Here is a 17,930-nt window from a genome sequence, read left to right as displayed (position 1 = left end):
TCAAGATGGATTGCTCGTCTGGAGAAGCCGGGAACTCAACAATACGACGTTTGGCGGAACTTATTTCCTCTCAGTTCATGCCAGACGCGGCGGCCGGTTCTCTGATTCCCTTTTGCGCTGAATCGCCCAAATCCCCGCAATCATCGTAATTCCAATGAGATTGGTGACCATGGCGGGATCGATCAGGCACAGCCCACCAACGATCAGGAGAAGCCGCTCCCACCAACTGGATGGACTGACGAAATATCCGATCAGTCCACTGCTCACTCCCGCCATACCGATCAGCGCAGTCAAGATGGCGATGGTGATGCCCATTACTGTGATGTCAACACCGACAAGGATCGGGTTATAGATAAAAATATAAGGAATGATAAACGCGGCAATGGCAAGCTTTACTGCCGTAACGCCAGTTTTGAACGGATTGGCCCTCGCGATGCCGGCACCCGCGTAGGCTGCCAGGCAAACAGGCGGTGTGATGTCCGCCACAATACCAAAGTAAAAAACAAACATATGCGCCGCAATGGGTACGACTCCAAAATCATTGATTAGCGCGGGTGCAGCGATTGTCGCAGTGACCACATAATTTGCGGTTGTCGGAAGACCCATTCCAAGGACAATGCAGGCGATCATCGTGAAAATAAGCGCCAGGAGCAGATATCCATTTGCAAGTGCGATGATGCCTGCGGCGAATTTGGATCCAAGTCCGGTCATACTGACGACCCCGGCGATGATTCCGGCTGTCGCAACCGCAGCGATCACAGGGAGCGCCACGCGGGCGCCTTCCTCAAGCACCCTGATCGTGCCACGCAGGGACATCCGTGTATCCTTCCTGACCAGGCTCACCAAAAAAGCAGAGAGTATGCCGTATAGCGCCGCGCGTTGCGGAGTAAACCCCACAAGGATCGTCCCAATGATGACAACCAGGGGTATAAGCATGTATCCGTTTTTCATCAGCAGCTGTTTGAAAATCGGCAACTGTTCCTTTGGCATCCCGCTGATGCCGAGCCGCTTCGCTTCATAGTGAGTCCCTATAAAAATTCCTGCAAAATAAAGAATCGCCGGTATGACGGCAGCAGCCATGATATCCGTATACGGGACTCCAAGATATTCCATCATGATAAAGGCAGCTGCTCCCATAAGAGGCGGCATGATTTGTCCGCCAGTGGATGCAGAAGCTTCCGTTGCGGCTGCAAATTCCGGCTTGAAACCCGATTTCTTCATCATGGGTATCGTGAACGATCCGGAAGCGACCGTGTTGCCGACAGAACTTCCCGAGATCATCCCCTGAAGCGCACTTGCGGTTACTGCGGCCTTGGCCGTGCCTCCAGTAAACCTTCCTGTTACCGAGTAGGCGACGTCATTGAAAAACTGCCCGATTTTCGTGTGGACAAGCATCACTCCAAAGAACAAAAAGAGGAAAATGAACTTTGCGGAGATTTGGATCGGCGTCCCGAACACGCCGCTCTCCCTGTACCAAAGATTTGTGGTCGTGCGTTCAAATGAAAATCCTGCATGGGACAGGATCTGAGTGGGAATGTAATTGCCGAATACGGCGTATGCAATCATTACGGAAGCCACGATGACGATAGGAAGGCCGACAGTACGCCTGGTCGCTTCCAGCACGAGGAGTATCCCGGCTACGGATATGATGACGTCGGGAGTACTATAACCGGAAATCCTGCTCTGCAGAATCGAATCGAAAAAGATAATCTTATGATAAGTGACATACATGGCGGTAAATGCAAGAATGACATCGTACCACGGAACGCTGCTTTGCGTTTTTTGGAGGCCTGCTTTGGCCGGAAACAGCAGAAAGATGATTCCCAATGCTGTACCCAGATGGACCGCGCCCTGCTTTTGCGAAGGCAGCATTCCGAAATAAGCTGTGTAGAGATGGAAAACCGTCAGCCCCACCCCGAGAAAAGTCACGATCCACGCCCACCTGCCGAGATTCGTCCTCATATGACTTTCTCTGTCGTATTTTTCGAGCACCTCACGGGCGTCCATCTCTTGCCCTTTACCTCTGCTTCCCATCCATTCATCCCCCTTCCAAAAAAGAAGACAAAGAGGGCGACAATCCATCCTCTCTGCCTCCCGTTTTATCAGTTCAGATCTTCAAAACCGGTGATGCCACTCGCTTCCCTTGTGACGATCTGGACGACTTCAGGATAAATTTGGCCGATAAACGCGGCATTTGGGACGCTATTGTCTTCAAAGTCCTGTTCCCCGTTTACGGCAAATAGCGCTGTCTCATGAACAGTCATTCCCAGATCCATATTGCCTTCCCGGATCGTTGCCATGTTTTCGATTGACGCCCCTGTCTCCGTATTGGTGATATTGATGCCGTCAACGGTCTTGTTCCAGATGGTGGCCATTTCTCCGCCGAGCGGATAGTAGGTGCCGCCCTGGCTTCCTGTTCCGAGAACCAGCTCTTTCTTGGATCCGTCTGCCGTGACTTCCGCTACGGGATTATCCACAGTCAGCCCTTGCTCTTCATAATAGCGTTTGGCGCCAGGATGGATCGGCAAACCTTCCGATCCTTTAAGTGCATTTTCAAGAGTCGTTTCCTTGGCTTGGGCATGGGTATTTTCACTCGCTTTTTCAATCATGGTTTTTGTGAGCTGATAGCCCGTTTCTTCGTCAATTGTATCTGTATTCGCCATAAGGATTGCATAGGCAGTGACGGTTTGGACATCTTCGTCCTGAAAATCATATGTGCCTGCAGGGATCGTCATGGCTTTGTATTGTGTGTTTTTCTCTATGTGGGCTACGGCTTCATCTGTTAGGCTGATCAGCTTTACATCGCCTGCAGCCGATTGGAGATTTTCGATGCTTGCCGCCGGCAGGCCAAGAATCCCGATCGAGATATCGATGTTTCCATCTTGCACACCGTCAGCTGCATCGCCGAAACCTTCCTGGAATTCCTTGTAGTCCCCTTCTTCCAGACCGTATGCTTCAAAGATCACTTTGGAAAGCCCATTCGTCGCACTTGCCGGCGGCCCGATTGCGATGTTGGCTCCGCTTCCGTCACCACTGCCTTCGCCGCCGCAGGCGGAAAGGACCAGCAACGTCACCGATAGTACGATCATCCCCCAAAATCTCTTCCCCTTCATTGGTCATCCCCCTTTTATATGGTCCGCATCCGGCTGGATGCAGAATAGATATAATTCAATTATATGGATTTACAAATTAATTTGCAATAATATTCTGAAAAGACCATTTCCTTTTGTATTTCCATATCAAAAAGGACGGCGAAGTCAATAAAACTTCGCCGTCCCGCTGTCCTATTCACCATAAAGCCGGTTTGACTACCATGAAATAAAGCATGAACATCAGCAGAATAATATACGTCCAAAGGTTTCTGTTCAGGATTCCCAGTAACCTATCCCGCTCATCCCGGTTCTTCCTGATTTCCGTAATGACGGGTTTGAATGCCCGTGCCAAAAAGACGATGGAAGCGAGCATGACCAGTATCGTCATGGCCACCCACGACGTTGTCCATCTGTAACCGGAGGACACAAGCAAAAGGACTCCCGACAGGACGAGAAGATGGCCGGCGTGCTTGACGACCCGGACCGCAGATTGGAAAACCGACAGTTGGACATCCAGGATTGCATCATCAGCTGATTTCATCCGCCCGATCAGCGGAACGAGGACAAAAAACGGTCCGATTGAAAGTGCGGCACTAAATACATGTACATACAAGACGAGTGAATAGTAAACGCTCATTTCCTTATACCGCCCGCATCATTTAAAGGTTGTGCGGACGGTCCCTTCTCCGCATTTTCCAAACAGGACTGCAGATTTCTCTTTCCCGTGCTGCCCTCTCCCTGATGTCAGATAAAGAAACCGGCCTTTTTCGCTTCAAACTCCAGCTCTTCCCGGAATTTCGGATGGGCGATGGAGATGAGCCGTCGTGCCCTTTCGGAAAACGGCTGGCCGTACAGGTCGGCAATCCCGTACTCGGTGACAATGGACCCGACCGAGTTTTTGGAAGTGGTCACGACGGAGCCGGGTGTGAGTGCCACTCTGATCCGGGACAGCGTATCATTTTTGGCAGTGGAATGAAGACAGATAAATCCTTTCCCATATTTGGAGAACCGGACGCCGTTTGCGAAGTCCGCCTGACCGCCGCTCAGCGAGTAGTACTTTCCGGCGACCGTTTCGGAAGCCGCCTGGCCATACAGGTCGATTTCTGTAGAGGCATTGATTGATACCATGTGATCCTCACGGGCGATATTGGCCGGGTTGTTGACGATATTGACGGGCTGGAATTCTACCCCCGGATTGTCATGGAGGAAGTCGTACAGCTTTTGGTCACCAAGGGCGAAAGTACAGACAATTTTTCCGCGGTTGGTTGCTTTCCTGGTGCCATCGACCGCTCCCGCGTTATAAAGATCAACCACGCTGTTCGTCAGCATTTCTGTATGGATGCCGAGATGTCGGTGGTCTTTCAGCATCGCCATGACGGCATTCGGGATGGCGCCAATCCCGACCTGGATGGTGTCTCCGTCTTCAATGCGTTCCACGACTCTTTCCGCAATGGCAATATCCTTTTCGCCGACCGGTGGGGCTTCCGCCTGAACCAAAGGCGAATCATGGCGGATGAAGCCTTTGATCTGGCTGATATGGATCTGGTTCTGGCCGAATGTTCTTGGCAGGTTTTCATTGACTTCAAGGACGAATGGAACGCTTCCGATAAACTCAGCGACATAGTCCGCGTTCGTGCCAAGCGAAAAGTATCCGTGCTCGTCCATTGGGGATGCCTTTGCCAAAACCATCGACAGCTTGGTTGTCCGTCTCAGCAGATAGGGGACATCCGAGAAGTTGTTCGGTACCAGTTCGATGGTTCCGTTATGATAGGCTTTCCGGGTCGCCCCGCTTAGGAAATAAGAAACGTGATTCAGCTTTCCGTTAAACTCCCCATTAATATAACGGCGCTCACGGATCACGTGCATCTGGTGAATCCGTACACCTTCAAGTTGATCTGCTTGTGACTCCAAAATGTCCAGAAGACGGACCGGTTCCCCGTTGGCAATCGGGACGATCAGGTCGTCTCCCTGCTTGATCATCGAAAGGAATTCCTGTTCCGTCATTTCCTTAGTCATAGGTGTGTGCCACTCCAATCCATTTAGCTGTTTTGTCTCCTCGATCGTACCATATCAAGGCTGTACCAATGAACGGTGGCGGACTGTTGTCACTGAACTGTCGAAGAGGAGATCGCCCGGCAGCCGTCCGTCAGGCTTTCAGTATTTCCGAGAAACCTTCGGCGGAAACATTTCCTCCCGATAGCACGGCGGCCGTCTTCTTTCCCGTAATGCCCGACCTGCCCGAGAGGAGTCCGGCGAACGCTACCGCGCCGGAAGGTTCCACCACTTGTTTGGTGGCCTGGAACAAGAGTCTGCATGCTTCCGCAATCTCCTCGTCCGAAACCATGATGAGCCGGTCAAGATGGTTCTGCAGAATCGGGAATGTCAGTTCCCCGGGTATCGAAGTCCTGAGGCCGTCCGCTATTGTCCGGGTCGGTCCGATTGCGACTCTGATACCTGATTCCAAAGACTGTTTTGTGTCATCCGCCGTTTCCGGCTCCACACCGATCACGATGATATCCGGGTTCAGCTGCTTGACCGCACAGACAATCCCTGCTGCCAGTCCTCCTCCGCCTACCGGCACAAAAACCACTTCACAGCCGGGAACCTGGGAGATGATCTCCATCCCTGCTGTCCCCTGCCCGGCGATAATGTCCGGATCATCGTATGGGGGAACAAACAAGCCTCCGGTCTCTTCTGCAATCCTGAATGCTTCCGGAATCCGTTCAGCCGAGGTAAGGCCACACCTCACCACCCGGCCCCCGTATGCTTCAATCGCCGATATTTTCACAGGCGATGCGTCTTCCGGCACCACAATGGTCGCCTGCACGCCCGACTTTCCGGCAATATAGGCGACCGCCTGACCGTGATTGCCCGAGGATGCAGCAACGACATGGCTTGTACCTGTGCGGACCGCTTTCAGAATCTTGTTAGATGCACCGCGGATCTTGAACGATCCTGTCTTTTGAAGATGCTCCCCCTTCAGAAACACTTCATTTCCCGTCCGTTCGTTCAGCCTCGTTGAAGTCAGTACCGGTGTACGGTGGATGACTCCACCAATTTCCTCTGCCGCTTCACGGATTTTGTCCAGCCCGATCATGTTCATTCCCCCTATTCTTTTCCTACATATAGTTTACGTTCCCTGAATATGCCGGGGCAACCATGACAGTTGTCATACGCAACTGTTTACACCTGTGCCTGTTTTCAGAAATTACTTCCGGGTAAGATAAAATCATCATCAATATCACCCGGGAGGAAAACTATGAGCAGAGAAAAAACGATCCAGCTCCGTAAAAGTGTCAAGCCCTTTGAGACCACCGACAAAAAGGCGAGCGTGATCCAGATTCTGAACACGATCCCGCCCTTCTTCATTTTGTGGGCACTGGCCTACATGAGCCTGTCGGTCTCAGTCTGGCTTACCGTCGGACTGTCCGTGATTGCAGCAGGATTCCTCGTCAGGACATTTATTATTTTCCATGATTGCACCCATGGTTCGTTCTTCAAAAACAAAAAGGCAAACGATACACTGGGGACGATTACGGGCATCATGACCCTTTTCCCCTATGAAAAGTGGAAGCGCGAGCACTCGATCCACCATGCGACGAGCGGCAATCTCGACAAGCGCGGAACAGGCGACATCTGGGTCATGACAGTCGAAGAGTATCGGGCGGCCACTCCGCTCCAGAGACTCGGTTACCGGCTCTACCGGAATCCGATCGTCATGTTCGGCTTCGGCCCGCTTTATCTGTTCCTTATCTCCGGCCGATTCAACCGCAAAGATGCGAAGCCGAAAGAACGCCGGAACACTTGGTTCATCAATGTGGCTGTCATCGTCATCTACACAGTGACGGCGCTGCTCGTAGGATGGAAAGCTTTCCTACTAATCCATGGCACCATCATGTTCGTAGGCGGCATGCTCGGAATCTGGCTGTTCTATGTTCAGCACCAATTCGAGGATTCTTATTTCGAGGATGAATCGGAATGGGATTACGTGAAAGCGGCTGTCGATGGAAGTTCCTACTATAAACTTCCGCTCGTGCTCCAGTGGGTTACCGGCAATATCGGTTATCACCACGTTCACCACTTGGCGCCGCGTGTACCAAACTATAAGCTTGAAGAAGCCCATGAATCTGTTGAACCATTACAGAAAGCAACGACAATCACTCTTAAAACCAGCCTGGAATCCCTCCGCTTCAAGCTGTTCGACGAAGCGAACAAGCGCTTCATCACATTCCGTGAACTGAAGACTGCTGCACCGGCCCGCACACGATCTGCCCTCGGCGAGGCCATCCGCCAGCCGAAGCCGGATGCGAGGAAATCCTGATGAACAGCCGCCCGGAACAATCCGGTGCGGCTGTCCGCATTTCCGGAGTCTGGTATAATGCAGAAAACAGACTGATGGGACTGAAGGCATCCGTGCAGAAATGGTATCAATTGTATCCCAAAAACCGCTGGTTCAATATTTACGCATGGATCTTCTTTTTGGCCATGCCGTTCTTTTTCATCTTCAGGACCATGTCAGCAAGAGAAATCGGCACCGGAATCATTTTGTTCGCGCTCTTCCTGGTAGCCTACAAATTTTCTTTCACCCAGAATACAGGGGTCCGCTATGCCTGTCTGACCTTCGAGATCCTGATCAGTTTCACGCTGACCGTGGCATTCGGCTACATCTACTTTTTCCTGTTCCTTGCCCTGTTTATCGGGGAAATCAGGAGACGGACACCGTTCTTCCTGTTCTACTCGTTTAATATTGCGGCATCCGTCGCCGCTCTTGTTCTGGTCATCTTCACCGAACCGGAAATCTTCAGGACACAATATTCGTTCCTGATCATGTCGGTGATCGGCGTCATCCTGATCCCTTTCCATAAATACAGCCGGCACCGCCAGGAAGTTCTTGAAGAGAAACTTGAAGATGCCAACCGCCTGATCGGCGAACTTCTTGTTCACGAGGAGCGCCAGCGCATCGCAAGGGATCTTCATGACACGCTCGGTCAGAAGCTTTCGCTGATCGGGATGAAAAGTGATCTTGCCTCAAAGCTTGCCGGGAGGGACGCAGAACGTGCCGAAAAGGAAATGCTCGATGTCCGGCAGACCGCCAGGACCGCACTGAAGGAAGTGCGCGACCTGGTATCCGGCATGAGGGGCACCACACTCGAAATCGAGATGGCCAGAGCCGTGCAAATCCTCGGCGCTGCGGAAATCGACGCCACCATCGACAATGACCCAAATGATTTCAAGCCCGGGCCGCTGATCGACGATGTTCTCGGGATGTGCCTGATGGAGGCGGTCACGAATATTGTCCGTCACAGCGGCGCTTCGTCCTGTACGATCCGCCTTTCAGAAACCGCCGCGGGAATCCGGCTGGAAGTGTGCGATGACGGAATCGGAATCAGCGGACAGCCTTCTCGGGGCAATGGCCTTCGAGGGATGAGGGAACGCCTGGACTTTGTCAACGGAACCCTTCGTGTGGAAGGAAACGGGCCTGCAGGCGGAACACGCCTGCTCATCGAAGTGCCTGATGTGATTCAGGAAGGGAGAAAGGAAGGGATCGGATGATCCGGATTGTGATTGCGGAAGATCAGCGTCTCCTTCTTGGCGCTCTCGCTTCCCTGCTTGACCTTGAAGAGGATATGTCCGTCGTCGGACAGGCGGCTGATGGCGCGGAGGCGGTGCGGCTTGTCAGGACACTCAACCCTGATGTCTGCATCATGGATATCGAAATGCCGGTGAAGACCGGACTCGATGCCGCGGATGAGCTGGGTGACCATCCTTGCAAAATCATCATTCTGACGACTTTTGCAAGAGCCGGCTACTTTGAGCGGGCGCGTCATGCACATGTCGACGGGTATCTCCTCAAAGACAGTCCGAGTGAGGATCTCGCGGACTCCATCCGTTCGATCGTAGACGGCCGGAAAATCTACGCACCCGAACTGGTTGATATGGCTTTCAGCAATCCGAATCCTCTCACCGCGAGGGAGACCGAAGTGATGGAACTGATCGCAAAAGGGAAAGAAACCAAGGAAATTGCAGAAGAATTGTTCCTCACTACAGGAACCGTCCGAAACTATATTTCCACCATCCTGGACAAACTGAATGTCGGCAACCGGATCGAAGCCGTTGCCCGGTTCCGTGAAAACGGATGGTTCCGGGGAAAGTAACCCACCTCAACTGACCAAAAAAAAGACAGCCAGATACATCGCGCATCCGGCTGTCTTTTTGCTTTCCGGCGTAAGGGTTTGCAGACAACCTTCCGTGGTAAAAGCCTATTAGACAGGGAGGTGTGCACATATGTTTTTTGACAGTTGGGAAGCCATCGGCAATATCATGGTTACTGGAGTCATTTCCTATGTTCTGCTGATCATTTTCCTGAGAGTGTCGGGAAAACGGGCTCTGTCCAAGATGAACATGTTTGACTTTGTCGTGACCATTGCGCTCGGTTCGTTGCTGGCGACGATTCTGCTGGATAATAATACGCCACTTCTAAACGGGATTACCGCAGTGGGTCTGCTCCTGCTCCTCCAATTTATAGTGTCATGGCTGACCGTGAGATGGGAAGCCGCGAGAAACCTGATCAAGGGCTCACCCGAAGCCCTTTATGAAAATGGAACTTTCCGTGAAGAAGCTATGAGGAGGACCCGGGTACATCGAACTGAAATGCTGCAAAGCGTTCGTGAACGAGGAGTCGCCTCCCTTGAACAAGTAGAAGCAATCGTCCTGGAATCGAATGGCGACATCTCCGTAGTCAAAAAAACGACAAGGAGCATGTGGCGGATGCACTCGATGATGTGAACGGTATTGAAAAGACGCCGGCCCGATAAAGGGCCTGGCGTCTTTTTTGTGATTCATTTATTCTGTAATGCGTATGGCGATCTTGCCGAACTGTGTGCTGTTCTCCAGCTTATCCATGGCTTCCCGGATATCTGCCAGCGTATAAACCGAATCGACGACAGGATGGATATCCTTGTCCTCCATTAATTCCAGCAGGGCACGCAGTTCTTCCCGGTTCCCCATCGTCGAGCCGAGCAGATCATATTGACCGTAGAAGAAAGAACGCAGATCAAAACGGATGTGATCATCTGTCGTTGCTCCGAATGTGACGATGCGGCCGCCTTTTTTCAGCACCCCGATCGACCGGTTGAATGTCGCCTCTCCCACACTGTCGATGACGAGATCGATGGTTTCATCATTCAGTTCTTCTGTCCAGTCCGAATTCGTGTCGATGGCGCGGTCCGCACCGATTTCGACCGCCCGGCTGCGCTTGTCCTCGCTTCTTGAAGAAACAAGGACCCTGGCCCCCAGCGCTTTGGCGAACTGGATCAGGTAGGTCGCAACACCGCTTCCCGCCCCCGGGATGAACACAGTCTGTCCGGCTTCGACCTGTCCCCGGGTGACGAGAGCCCGGTATCCCGTCATGGCAGCAAGCGACAGGACGCCGGCCTCTTCCCATGACAGGCCCGCGGGCTTCGGCTCCAGCTGGTCTGCCGGCAGTACGATTTTCTCAGCCATCGTTCCGTTATCGGGCATGCCAAGGATTTCGAAGCCGGCTGGAGGGGCAGCGGATTGCTCCATCCATCCGAGAGCCGGGTTGATGATGACTTCATCACCTTCTTTGAATTGGCGCACGCCTTCCCCAACCTGGCTGATCACACCCGCGCCGTCAGAACCGATGACGACCGCTTCCTTATCCGGACCGAGACGTCCGGGTATGTACAGGTCGCGGCGGTTCAGACCGGACACTTTCAATGACACAACCGCCTCACCCGGCCCTGCGACCGGATCTTCCATTTCCTTCAGTTTCCATTCTCCCATTTCATAAACGAATGCCTTCAACTTCTCCACCTGCCTTAAAATGTTGACTGAATGACTCAAGATCCTCCATCGAGGTGATATCCCTCGGGAATAGGGGCACGAAGATCTGTTCCTGCTGCCCGAAAGTTTCAGCGATCAATTTCAGATACCCACGCTCAAGCACTCTCCGTTCACGGAGAAATTCACCGTCTGCTTCTTCCGGCAACACCTTATTGACGATCAGTGTCCTGACGTGAAGGTCATGCCTGCCGAGAAGCGATACAGCCTTTTCCGTTTCAAGAATCGGCAGCCTCTCCGGATTGAGGACGAAGATGAATCCGGTCTTGTCCGAATCAAGAAGGATTTCACGTACCCGTGTAAAACGGTCCTGCCGTTCCCTCAGGACATCATAGATGGGGTCTTCCACAGGATCCCCGTCATTCAGAAGCGCCGAATAGTTTTCATTGGTCTTTCTTCTTCTCTCCAGCAAACCGCGGATCCAGACCCCCATAAGCTCGGGCAGTGTAAGCAGACGGATCGTATGGCCTGTCGGTGCGGTATCAAAGATGATCCGGTCAAACCGGTCCCGCTCCTCGAGGAGTATGGTCACAAGCCGGTCAAACAACGCGGCCTCATCTGCGCCGGGAGAAGCCTTGGCGGTGTCGAGCTGCCGGTTGACTTCATCAGCCATGGAAGAGTGGACAACCCCCTTCAGATTGTTCTTTACAGTCCCGATGTAAGTCTCGGTCTCCCTGTCCGGATCGATTTCCAGCGCCGACAGGCCCTCCGCCACTTCTGTTATCTTCCCGTCCAATTTCCTTCCGAAGATATCCCCTGTGTTATGGGCCGGGTCCGTGGAGACAAGGAGGGTTCTGTGCCCGGCTGCCGCCGACCTTAAAGCAATGGCTGCAGCCGATGTCGATTTTCCGACCCCGCCCTTCCCCCCTACAAAAATGACTTCCTTGTTCAGAACATCCATTCTGATCCCCCCTTCAGCAGCACCGGATTCCGGTCAGCGGGGATTTCTCCATCCCCATCCGGAGGTGCCAGTCGTGAAACTTCTCAATCATGTACGGGTACAGTTCCAGTGTATAGTAATAGACCGGATTTGGGATGCCGATCATCTCGGAGTACAGGAGAAGAAGGAAAAGATCGTCCTCATCCCGGAGTTCTGCCGCGATTTCCCGCTTGTGGGGAAGGCTGATGACTTCCTCATAATACCGGATCAGTTTCTTGAGCTTATCTGTCAGTTCGATCTGATTCACCTCCATAAAAGAAAGGGGCCGTACGGACGGCCCCCGTTCCCCACATCAGTCTTCAGCCGGAAGTTTTTGGTCACTGCCCCTCGTCAGGACATTGAAGGCAGTCAGGATGATCCAGACCGCAAACACGAAGATGATCGAGCCAAAGACGAACAGGAGCATATTCGAGTTGGTGCCCCACATGGACCATTGGAAGAACACCTGCTGGAACATGGCGATCAGCGTCATGAACAGGAGGAAAATCATCGGGATCAGCGCAATCATATAATTCCTGCCGAGCTTTTTCAGCCAGACCGCAATCAGCATCAGGCTGATGCCTGCAAGCAGCTGGTTAGCCGTACCGAACAGCGGCCACAGCAGATAACCGCCGGATCCGAAACCGTTCGGCCCTTTCGGAATCAGAACGAGTGCCGCGCTGGAGAGGACGGCAACCGACGTAGCCACATGCGGCTTGGCAAGCGTCGGCATCTTATACTCCATCCCGATTTCTGCGATGATATACCGCATGAGACGGACGGAAGAGTCCAATGTCGTTGCCGCAAAGCTGATGATGATGATCGATACGATCGTCGCCGCTACAGAAGGCGGGATGCCAAGCCCCTGTGCAAGACCGGATGCCCCCTGGACAAAGTTTCCGAGACCGCCTGCATTGGCTGCGCCAAAGCTGCTGTATGCCTCAGAAAATGCAGCAGCAGTCGGGAACAGTGTCACAACAGCCAGGATGGAGATCAGTGCAAGAATCCCTTCCCCGACGGCCCCAAGATAACCGACAAAACGAGCATCGGGTTCTTTATCCAACTGCTTTGAAGACGTTCCGGACGATACGAGTCCGTGGAATCCGGAGATGGCCCCGCACGCAATGGTAATGAAGAGGAGCGGGAACCAGGAAACGTCACTTGCAGCATGGACGGCTGGCGCGGTGATTTCCGGATTCGTGAAAATCAGGCCCAGATACAGAATTCCGAGACCGACCACAAGCTGGTGAGAGTTGATGAAGTCACGCGGCTGGAGAAGTTTCCAGACCGGCAGTGTCGATGCGATATACACATAGATCATCAGTATGACAATCCAGATAAAGAAGGCTGTCGAAACAGCGCCCAAGCCGAACAGACCGGCCCCTTCCTCCCCGCCCATCATGGAGACCAGGTCCACCTGCATCCAACTTACCTGACTGGCGATGATTGCCGTGATATACATGACCGCAAGCGCAATCAGGGACGGTACAAGCATCTTTTTCTGTCGTTTATAGACGGCATACCCGATCCAGACAGCCAGCGGAATCTGGATAAAGACCGGAAGCACGCTTGACGGATATTGAATAAAGAGATTGGAAATAACCCAGGCGAATACGGCATTGACCATCAGGACAAGAATCAGAATGATGAACAGAAACAGCATTTTTGCCCGCTGCCCGATCAGCCGGTCCGCTATCGTTCCGACCGACTGGCCCTTGTTCCGGACAGAAAGAGCAAGCGTTCCGAAATCATGGACACCCGCTGCGAAAACGGTTCCCAGGACCACCCACAGGAATGCCGGCAGCCATCCCCAGTATACGGCAATCGCCGGTCCCAGGATCGGAGCCGCTCCGGCTACGGAGGTGAAGTGGTGTCCCCACAGGACAAACTTGTTTGTCGGAACAAAATCGACGCCGTCTTTGTATTTATGGGACGGTGTGACGTAATTCGGATCGAGACGGAAAATGCGCTCCGCGACAAACTTGGAATAATAGCGATAACCGAGCGCGAACACAACCATCCCGATCACGGCAACCAGAATTGCGTTCAAACGATTTACCCCCTTTTTGATTGGTTATATGGAACCCGCTGACGGCAACTTGCCGCAGTGGCGGAAACCCGGTTTCTCTTTTTGGCACTCACTTTATGTATATGTGTTCATTATAATTGAAATTTCTGTTAATTCAAACCTATCAAACAAGTTTACGGGTTTTTTGTCAACAAAAAAAGACGGGGTCCGGGCCCCCGTCACTTCCTGTGCTTTAAATATTGCATGATTTGCTGCCTGATCATCGGGTTCAGCCCTTCCGGAAGTTCATCCGGGCGGAAAAACCGGGCTTCGGCAGTTTCCTTCCCATCCGGTCTCGGCTCCTGGTCCCTCTCTGTATGAGAAGCATAGACGATGGTCACGGAAAAGTATTCGTGACCGTTTTTCAGTCGCGTAAACGTCTGCGGGCCGGAGATGACTGTCACAAGGGACATTTCACCGATTTCTATGCCGGTTTCTTCGAGCACTTCGCGGCGGCCCGCATCCTCTGCGGACTCGCCCAGTTCCATGAATCCCCCGGGAATGCCCCAGCGCCCGTCAAAATCTTTTTGCAGGAGGATCCGGCCGCGGCCGTCCAGGACACCGACCCCCACGCCGGTCAGAAGAAGCGGTCTGCTTCCGGTCAGCTCCCTTAGTTCCTCAATGTACCCCACCCTGATCCCTCCTACAGTTCCCCGACGGCCCGGCCATAAGCTTCATTCCATTTTTCCCAGTCGGCATGCCGGTCTTCCGGCTGCCCCCCGTCGAGAAGGATGCCGATCACATCGAGGCAAACATGCCAGCCGGCCAGATCCTTTACGGTCTGTTCTGTCAGTTTCCGGACGGTTTCTTTGAATGCGAGCACAGTACCGCTTCCGTCAGTGACCAGGTCGAACCGGACCACATCACCAAACCAATCAAATTCTACTGTCTCTCCGGGTTCAAACCTGAAGATCTCCAGCTTTTCTCTCCCGTGCTCTCCCATGTCAAACAGGTAATGGCCGCCTTCGGCCGCTTCCCCCATCCTCAGCTCATCAAACCAGCCGGAAAGCCGGTCATTGTCGGTCAGATACTCCCACACTTTTGCTGTCTCATGAGGATACCGGACTTCCCGATAAGCCGTGAGCCCTTCTCCGTTCCTGTTCAATTCAGCAATTTCAGCCATTTGTCTCCCCCTCAAAAAAATCAATCCGCCCTGCCATCATTTCGGCAGGGCGGATCCGGATTCCTTCTTACTGTGACAAACCGTTCAGGCCAATACACGGCCCGGTTCCAGATCGGCTTCGAGGACAATCGGACAGTGATCGCTTCCCATGATGTCGCATTGGATATCTGCATTTGTCAGAAGCGGCGCCAGCCGTTCCGAAGCAAGAAAATAATCGATCCGCCATCCGATGTTGCGTTCGCGGACCTTGTTCATATACGACCACCAGGAGTAAACATCGGTCCGGTCAGGATGGAAATGCCGGAACGTATCAATAAAACCCGCCTCGAGCAGTTCCGTCATTTTTCTGCGTTCCTCGAAGGTGAATCCCGAGTTTCCGACATTCGTCTTTGCATTTTTCAGGTCGATCTCCCTATGGGCAACATTCAGGTCACCGCACAGGATCACCGGTTTCTCTTTATCCAGCCGCTTGACATGGTCCAGGAAACGGTCTTCCCATTCCAGCCGGAACGGCAGCCGCGCCAGATCCCGCTGGGAGTTGGGTGTATAGACGGTGATCACATAAAAAGCCGGAAACTCTAGCGTAAGGATCCTGCCCTCTTCCTGGGCATCCTCCTTACCAAGGCCGTAGCGGACAGATAGCGGCTCGTGCTTTGTGAACACCGCGGTGCCGGAGTAGCCCTTTTTCACCGCATAGTTCCAATACTGATGGTAGCCGTCCAGGTCGAGGCTGATCTGGCCCTCCTGCAGTTTGGTCTCCTGCACACAGAAGATGTCGGCATCCGCCTCATTAAAGTAGTCAAGAAACCCTTTTTTCACGCAGGCCCGCAGACCGTTGACATTCCAGGAAACAAATTTCATCTTGATGCTCCTTCCAAACAAAAGCCCGCCTTCCTTGGAGGGCGGGCTTGCGTATCATCTTATCATTCATCGCCGAGATCGACATTGTGATAGACCTGCTGGACATCTTCGAGGTCATCAAGCACATCGATCATTTTTTCAAACTGGGCCAGGTCCTCTTCGCTGAGAGAAACTTCCGTTTGCGGAAGCATGCTGAGTTCAGCCACCTGAAATTCCGTGATGCCATTATCCTTGAAGGCCTCCTGTACTGCGTGGAAGTCCTCAGGCTCGGCGTAGACAAACACGCTGCCCTCTTCATCGAATACGTCACGGACTTCAATGTCTTCTTCCATCAGCATCTCAAGAATTTCTTCCTCGCCTTTGCCTTCAATGCCGAAAACGGCCGTGGAGTCGAACATATAGGAAACCGATCCTGCCACACCCATATTCCCGCCATTCTTGCCAAATGCCGCACGTACTTCCGATACCGTCCGGTTAACGTTGTTGGACAGCGCATCGACAATAACCATCGACCCGCCCGGACCGAAACCTTCATATCGGAATTCATCGTAGTTTTCATCCGAGCCGCCTTTTGCCTTGTCGATCGCCCGGTCGATGATGTGTTTGGGTACGTTATAAGTTTTTGCACGCTCGAGCACCATTTTTAGTGCCTGGTTTGATTCGGGGTCCGGTTCGCCGCGCCGTGCAGCCACGTAGATTTCACGTCCGAACTTTGCATTCACCCGGCTGGTGCTCTGGTCTTTTGCAGCTTTTTTGTCCTTGATGTTGTTCCATTTACGTCCCATTAAATCCACTCTCTTTCGGATTTGAACTCTCTGCAATAATACAGTATACCATTTTCTCCTAGCAATATGAATCCTGAAGCGTCACCACCCTATCCCGTCGGGCCAATATGATAAGATGGGAAGAAAAGACTTGCCAAAGAAAGGCCGGGATAACATGGCTTCAATCAAATTGACTACACTGACCAAAAAAGGCGGATGCGGATGCAAAATCGGACCTGCTGACCTCGCGGGCGTGCTCAAAGAACTGCCTGCAGCCGTTCCGGACCCGAATCTTCTCGTCGGGCTCGACACAAGTGATGATGCAGGGGTCTACAAGCTGACTGAGGACCTTGCACTTGTCCAGACGACCGACTTTTTCACGCCAATCGTCGATGACCCTTATGACTTCGGCCAGATCGCCGCAACCAATGCCATCAGCGACATCTATGCCATGGGCGGCACCCCCGTCACGGCACTGAACATCGTGGCGTTTCCGATCGGCAACCTCGACAAAAAGATCCTTGCCGATATCCTTCGGGGCGCGGCGGACAAAATGAAGGAAGCCGGCGTCACGCTTGTCGGCGGCCATTCGATCGATGATCAGGAACCGAAATACGGCTTGGCGGTCACCGGGACGATCCACCCGGACAAAATCCGTACAAATGCCGGAGCCAAACCCGGCGACAAACTGATTCTGACTAAACCGATCGGTGTCGGCATCTACACAACCGCCCTGAAGCGTGACCTTCTTTCCGAAGAAGACATCCTGGAAGTGACGAAAGTGATGACAACGCTCAACAAAACGGCGGCTGAGACGATGGATGATTATGCTGTCCATGCCACTACCGATGTGACCGGGTTCGGACTTCTCGGCCATGCAACAGAAATGGCTCAGGGCAGCGGAACAGGACTTGTTATCCGCTCGAAGGATGTTCCTGTCCTCCCCCGCACCCATGAACTCGCCGAACAGGGTGCCGTCCCCGGCGGAACCAAAAACAATCATGCTCATGTTGCGGAAAGCATCACCTACCCGGAAACGATGGATGAGACCGGACAATGGATCCTCTGCGATGCAGTCACCTCAGGCGGACTTCTGGCTGCAGTGGATGGCAGCCAGGCTGACGGACTGCTGGATGCCCTCCGGAAAAAGGGTGTCGATGCGCATATGATCGGCGAAGTGACTGAAGAGAACGCAGGCACGATCCGCGTCCTGTAAGCCACCAAAAGGAAAGAGATGAAT

General features: G+C 52.9%; 18 protein-coding genes. 5 read left to right on the top strand and 13 right to left on the bottom strand.

Translation table 11 applies throughout. The annotated features are described in order from the left end of the window. Window positions 1–75: 75 nt before the first annotated feature. The 5 genes from AV656_RS01240 to AV656_RS01220 form a co-directional block, all read right to left on the bottom strand. Complete coding sequence (locus AV656_RS01240; protein WP_063178030.1) at window positions 76–2,034, bottom strand: TRAP transporter permease; 1,959 nt, start codon at window positions 2,032–2,034, stop codon at window positions 76–78. 68 nt (window positions 2,035–2,102) lie between these two features. Next, window positions 2,103–3,113, bottom strand: a complete 1,011-nt coding sequence (locus tag AV656_RS01235) for a TAXI family TRAP transporter solute-binding subunit (RefSeq protein WP_063178028.1) — start codon at window positions 3,111–3,113, stop codon at window positions 2,103–2,105. A gap of 175 nt (window positions 3,114–3,288) precedes the next feature. After that, a complete protein-coding gene (locus AV656_RS01230) occupies window positions 3,289–3,729 on the bottom strand; it encodes a hypothetical protein (protein ID WP_063178025.1) in 441 nt (146 codons plus the stop codon). 107 nt (window positions 3,730–3,836) lie between these two features. Then, window positions 3,837–5,108: an acetyl-CoA hydrolase/transferase family protein gene (locus AV656_RS01225; protein WP_063178023.1), complete on the bottom strand. Its 1,272-nt coding sequence runs from the start codon at window positions 5,106–5,108 to the stop codon at window positions 3,837–3,839. A 130-nt stretch (window positions 5,109–5,238) separates the two neighbouring features. Beyond that, entirely contained in the window at window positions 5,239–6,189 is a 951-nt protein-coding gene (locus AV656_RS01220; RefSeq protein ID WP_063178018.1) for a threonine ammonia-lyase, read from the bottom strand. A gap of 162 nt (window positions 6,190–6,351) precedes the next feature. Here AV656_RS01220 and AV656_RS01215 point away from each other — a divergent pair, with 162 nt between their 5' ends. From AV656_RS01215 to AV656_RS01200, 4 genes are all read left to right on the top strand, one after another. Continuing rightward, window positions 6,352–7,413, top strand: coding sequence for a fatty acid desaturase (locus tag AV656_RS01215; RefSeq protein WP_063178016.1), 1,062 nt, complete (start codon window positions 6,352–6,354; stop codon window positions 7,411–7,413). Next, complete coding sequence (locus AV656_RS01210; RefSeq protein ID WP_231877216.1) at window positions 7,413–8,645, top strand: sensor histidine kinase; 1,233 nt, start codon at window positions 7,413–7,415, stop codon at window positions 8,643–8,645. The genes AV656_RS01215 and AV656_RS01210 overlap by 1 nt, the downstream gene beginning before the upstream one ends. Then, window positions 8,642–9,247, top strand: coding sequence for a response regulator transcription factor (locus tag AV656_RS01205; RefSeq protein WP_063178014.1), 606 nt, complete (start codon window positions 8,642–8,644; stop codon window positions 9,245–9,247). Before AV656_RS01210 ends, AV656_RS01205 begins: the two co-directional genes overlap by 4 nt. Window positions 9,248–9,377: 130 nt before the next feature. Beyond that, window positions 9,378–9,878 (top strand): DUF421 domain-containing protein, encoded by a 501-nt coding sequence (locus AV656_RS01200; RefSeq protein WP_063178012.1) that lies wholly within the window; start codon window positions 9,378–9,380, stop codon window positions 9,876–9,878. A 57-nt stretch (window positions 9,879–9,935) separates the two neighbouring features. Here AV656_RS01200 and AV656_RS01195 read toward each other — a convergent pair whose 3' ends face one another. The 8 genes from AV656_RS01195 to AV656_RS01160 form a co-directional block, all read right to left on the bottom strand. Further along, window positions 9,936–10,919 carry a zinc-binding dehydrogenase gene (locus AV656_RS01195; protein ID WP_063178011.1) on the bottom strand — a complete coding sequence of 328 codons (984 nt, stop codon included), beginning with the start codon at window positions 10,917–10,919 and terminating at the stop codon, window positions 9,936–9,938. After that, a complete protein-coding gene (locus AV656_RS01190; protein ID WP_063178009.1) occupies window positions 10,900–11,856 on the bottom strand; it encodes an ArsA family ATPase in 957 nt (318 codons plus the stop codon). Before AV656_RS01190 ends, AV656_RS01195 begins: the two co-directional genes overlap by 20 nt. Window positions 11,857–11,869: 13 nt before the next feature. Then, the gene (locus AV656_RS01185; RefSeq protein WP_197462182.1) at window positions 11,870–12,148 is read right to left on the bottom strand and encodes a cory-CC-star protein; all 279 of its coding nucleotides are present in this window, start codon (window positions 12,146–12,148) and stop codon (window positions 11,870–11,872) included. A gap of 39 nt (window positions 12,149–12,187) precedes the next feature. Beyond that, entirely contained in the window at window positions 12,188–13,924 is a 1,737-nt protein-coding gene (locus AV656_RS01180; RefSeq protein ID WP_063178007.1) for a carbon starvation protein A, read from the bottom strand. A 197-nt stretch (window positions 13,925–14,121) separates the two neighbouring features. After that, complete coding sequence (locus tag AV656_RS01175; RefSeq protein ID WP_063178006.1) at window positions 14,122–14,574, bottom strand: NUDIX hydrolase; 453 nt, start codon at window positions 14,572–14,574, stop codon at window positions 14,122–14,124. A gap of 11 nt (window positions 14,575–14,585) precedes the next feature. Then, window positions 14,586–15,065, bottom strand: a complete 480-nt coding sequence (locus AV656_RS01170; RefSeq protein ID WP_063178005.1) for an SRPBCC domain-containing protein — start codon at window positions 15,063–15,065, stop codon at window positions 14,586–14,588. An 84-nt stretch (window positions 15,066–15,149) separates the two neighbouring features. Then, window positions 15,150–15,926: an exodeoxyribonuclease III gene (locus AV656_RS01165; RefSeq protein WP_063178871.1), complete on the bottom strand. Its 777-nt coding sequence runs from the start codon at window positions 15,924–15,926 to the stop codon at window positions 15,150–15,152. Between the two features lie 62 nt (window positions 15,927–15,988). Beyond that, complete coding sequence (locus tag AV656_RS01160; protein WP_063178001.1) at window positions 15,989–16,711, bottom strand: YebC/PmpR family DNA-binding transcriptional regulator; 723 nt, start codon at window positions 16,709–16,711, stop codon at window positions 15,989–15,991. A 154-nt stretch (window positions 16,712–16,865) separates the two neighbouring features. Between AV656_RS01160 and selD the strand changes: the two genes are divergently transcribed. After that, window positions 16,866–17,906 carry a selenide, water dikinase SelD gene (gene selD / locus AV656_RS01155; RefSeq protein WP_063178869.1) on the top strand — a complete coding sequence of 347 codons (1,041 nt, stop codon included), beginning with the start codon at window positions 16,866–16,868 and terminating at the stop codon, window positions 17,904–17,906. Window positions 17,907–17,930 lie beyond the last annotated feature (24 nt).

This window comes from Bhargavaea cecembensis (assembly GCF_001619585.1).
Taxonomy (GTDB): Bacteria; Bacillota; Bacilli; order Bacillales_A; family Planococcaceae; genus Bhargavaea; species Bhargavaea cecembensis_A.
The sequence above is the reverse complement of the archived record's forward strand: the minus strand, read 5'-3'. Positions and strand labels throughout refer to the sequence as shown.

Excerpts from the sequence above, each read along its gene's own strand:
- AV656_RS01220 (WP_063178018.1), bottom strand. The coding sequence starts at position 6,189 with ATGATCGGGCTGGACAAAATCCGTGAAGCGGCAGAGGAAATTGGTGGA.
- AV656_RS01210 (WP_231877216.1), top strand. The coding sequence starts at position 7,413 with ATGAACAGCCGCCCGGAACAATCCGGTGCGGCTGTCCGCATTTCCGGA.
- AV656_RS01230 (WP_063178025.1), bottom strand. The coding sequence starts at position 3,729 with ATGAGCGTTTACTATTCACTCGTCTTGTATGTACATGTATTTAGTGCC.
- AV656_RS01225 (WP_063178023.1), bottom strand. The coding sequence starts at position 5,108 with ATGACTAAGGAAATGACGGAACAGGAATTCCTTTCGATGATCAAGCAG.
- AV656_RS01170 (WP_063178005.1), bottom strand. The coding sequence starts at position 15,065 with ATGGCTGAAATTGCTGAATTGAACAGGAACGGAGAAGGGCTCACGGCT.
- AV656_RS01160 (WP_063178001.1), bottom strand. The coding sequence starts at position 16,711 with ATGGGACGTAAATGGAACAACATCAAGGACAAAAAAGCTGCAAAAGAC.
- AV656_RS01200 (WP_063178012.1), top strand. The coding sequence starts at position 9,378 with ATGTTTTTTGACAGTTGGGAAGCCATCGGCAATATCATGGTTACTGGA.
- AV656_RS01215 (WP_063178016.1), top strand. The coding sequence starts at position 6,352 with ATGAGCAGAGAAAAAACGATCCAGCTCCGTAAAAGTGTCAAGCCCTTT.
- AV656_RS01205 (WP_063178014.1), top strand. The coding sequence starts at position 8,642 with ATGATCCGGATTGTGATTGCGGAAGATCAGCGTCTCCTTCTTGGCGCT.
- AV656_RS01235 (WP_063178028.1), bottom strand. The coding sequence starts at position 3,113 with ATGAAGGGGAAGAGATTTTGGGGGATGATCGTACTATCGGTGACGTTG.
- AV656_RS01185 (WP_197462182.1), bottom strand. The coding sequence starts at position 12,148 with ATGGAGGTGAATCAGATCGAACTGACAGATAAGCTCAAGAAACTGATC.
- AV656_RS01165 (WP_063178871.1), bottom strand. The coding sequence starts at position 15,926 with ATGAAATTTGTTTCCTGGAATGTCAACGGTCTGCGGGCCTGCGTGAAA.
- selD (WP_063178869.1), top strand. The coding sequence starts at position 16,866 with ATGGCTTCAATCAAATTGACTACACTGACCAAAAAAGGCGGATGCGGA.
- AV656_RS01190 (WP_063178009.1), bottom strand. The coding sequence starts at position 11,856 with ATGGATGTTCTGAACAAGGAAGTCATTTTTGTAGGGGGGAAGGGCGGG.
- AV656_RS01240 (WP_063178030.1), bottom strand. The coding sequence starts at position 2,034 with ATGGGAAGCAGAGGTAAAGGGCAAGAGATGGACGCCCGTGAGGTGCTC.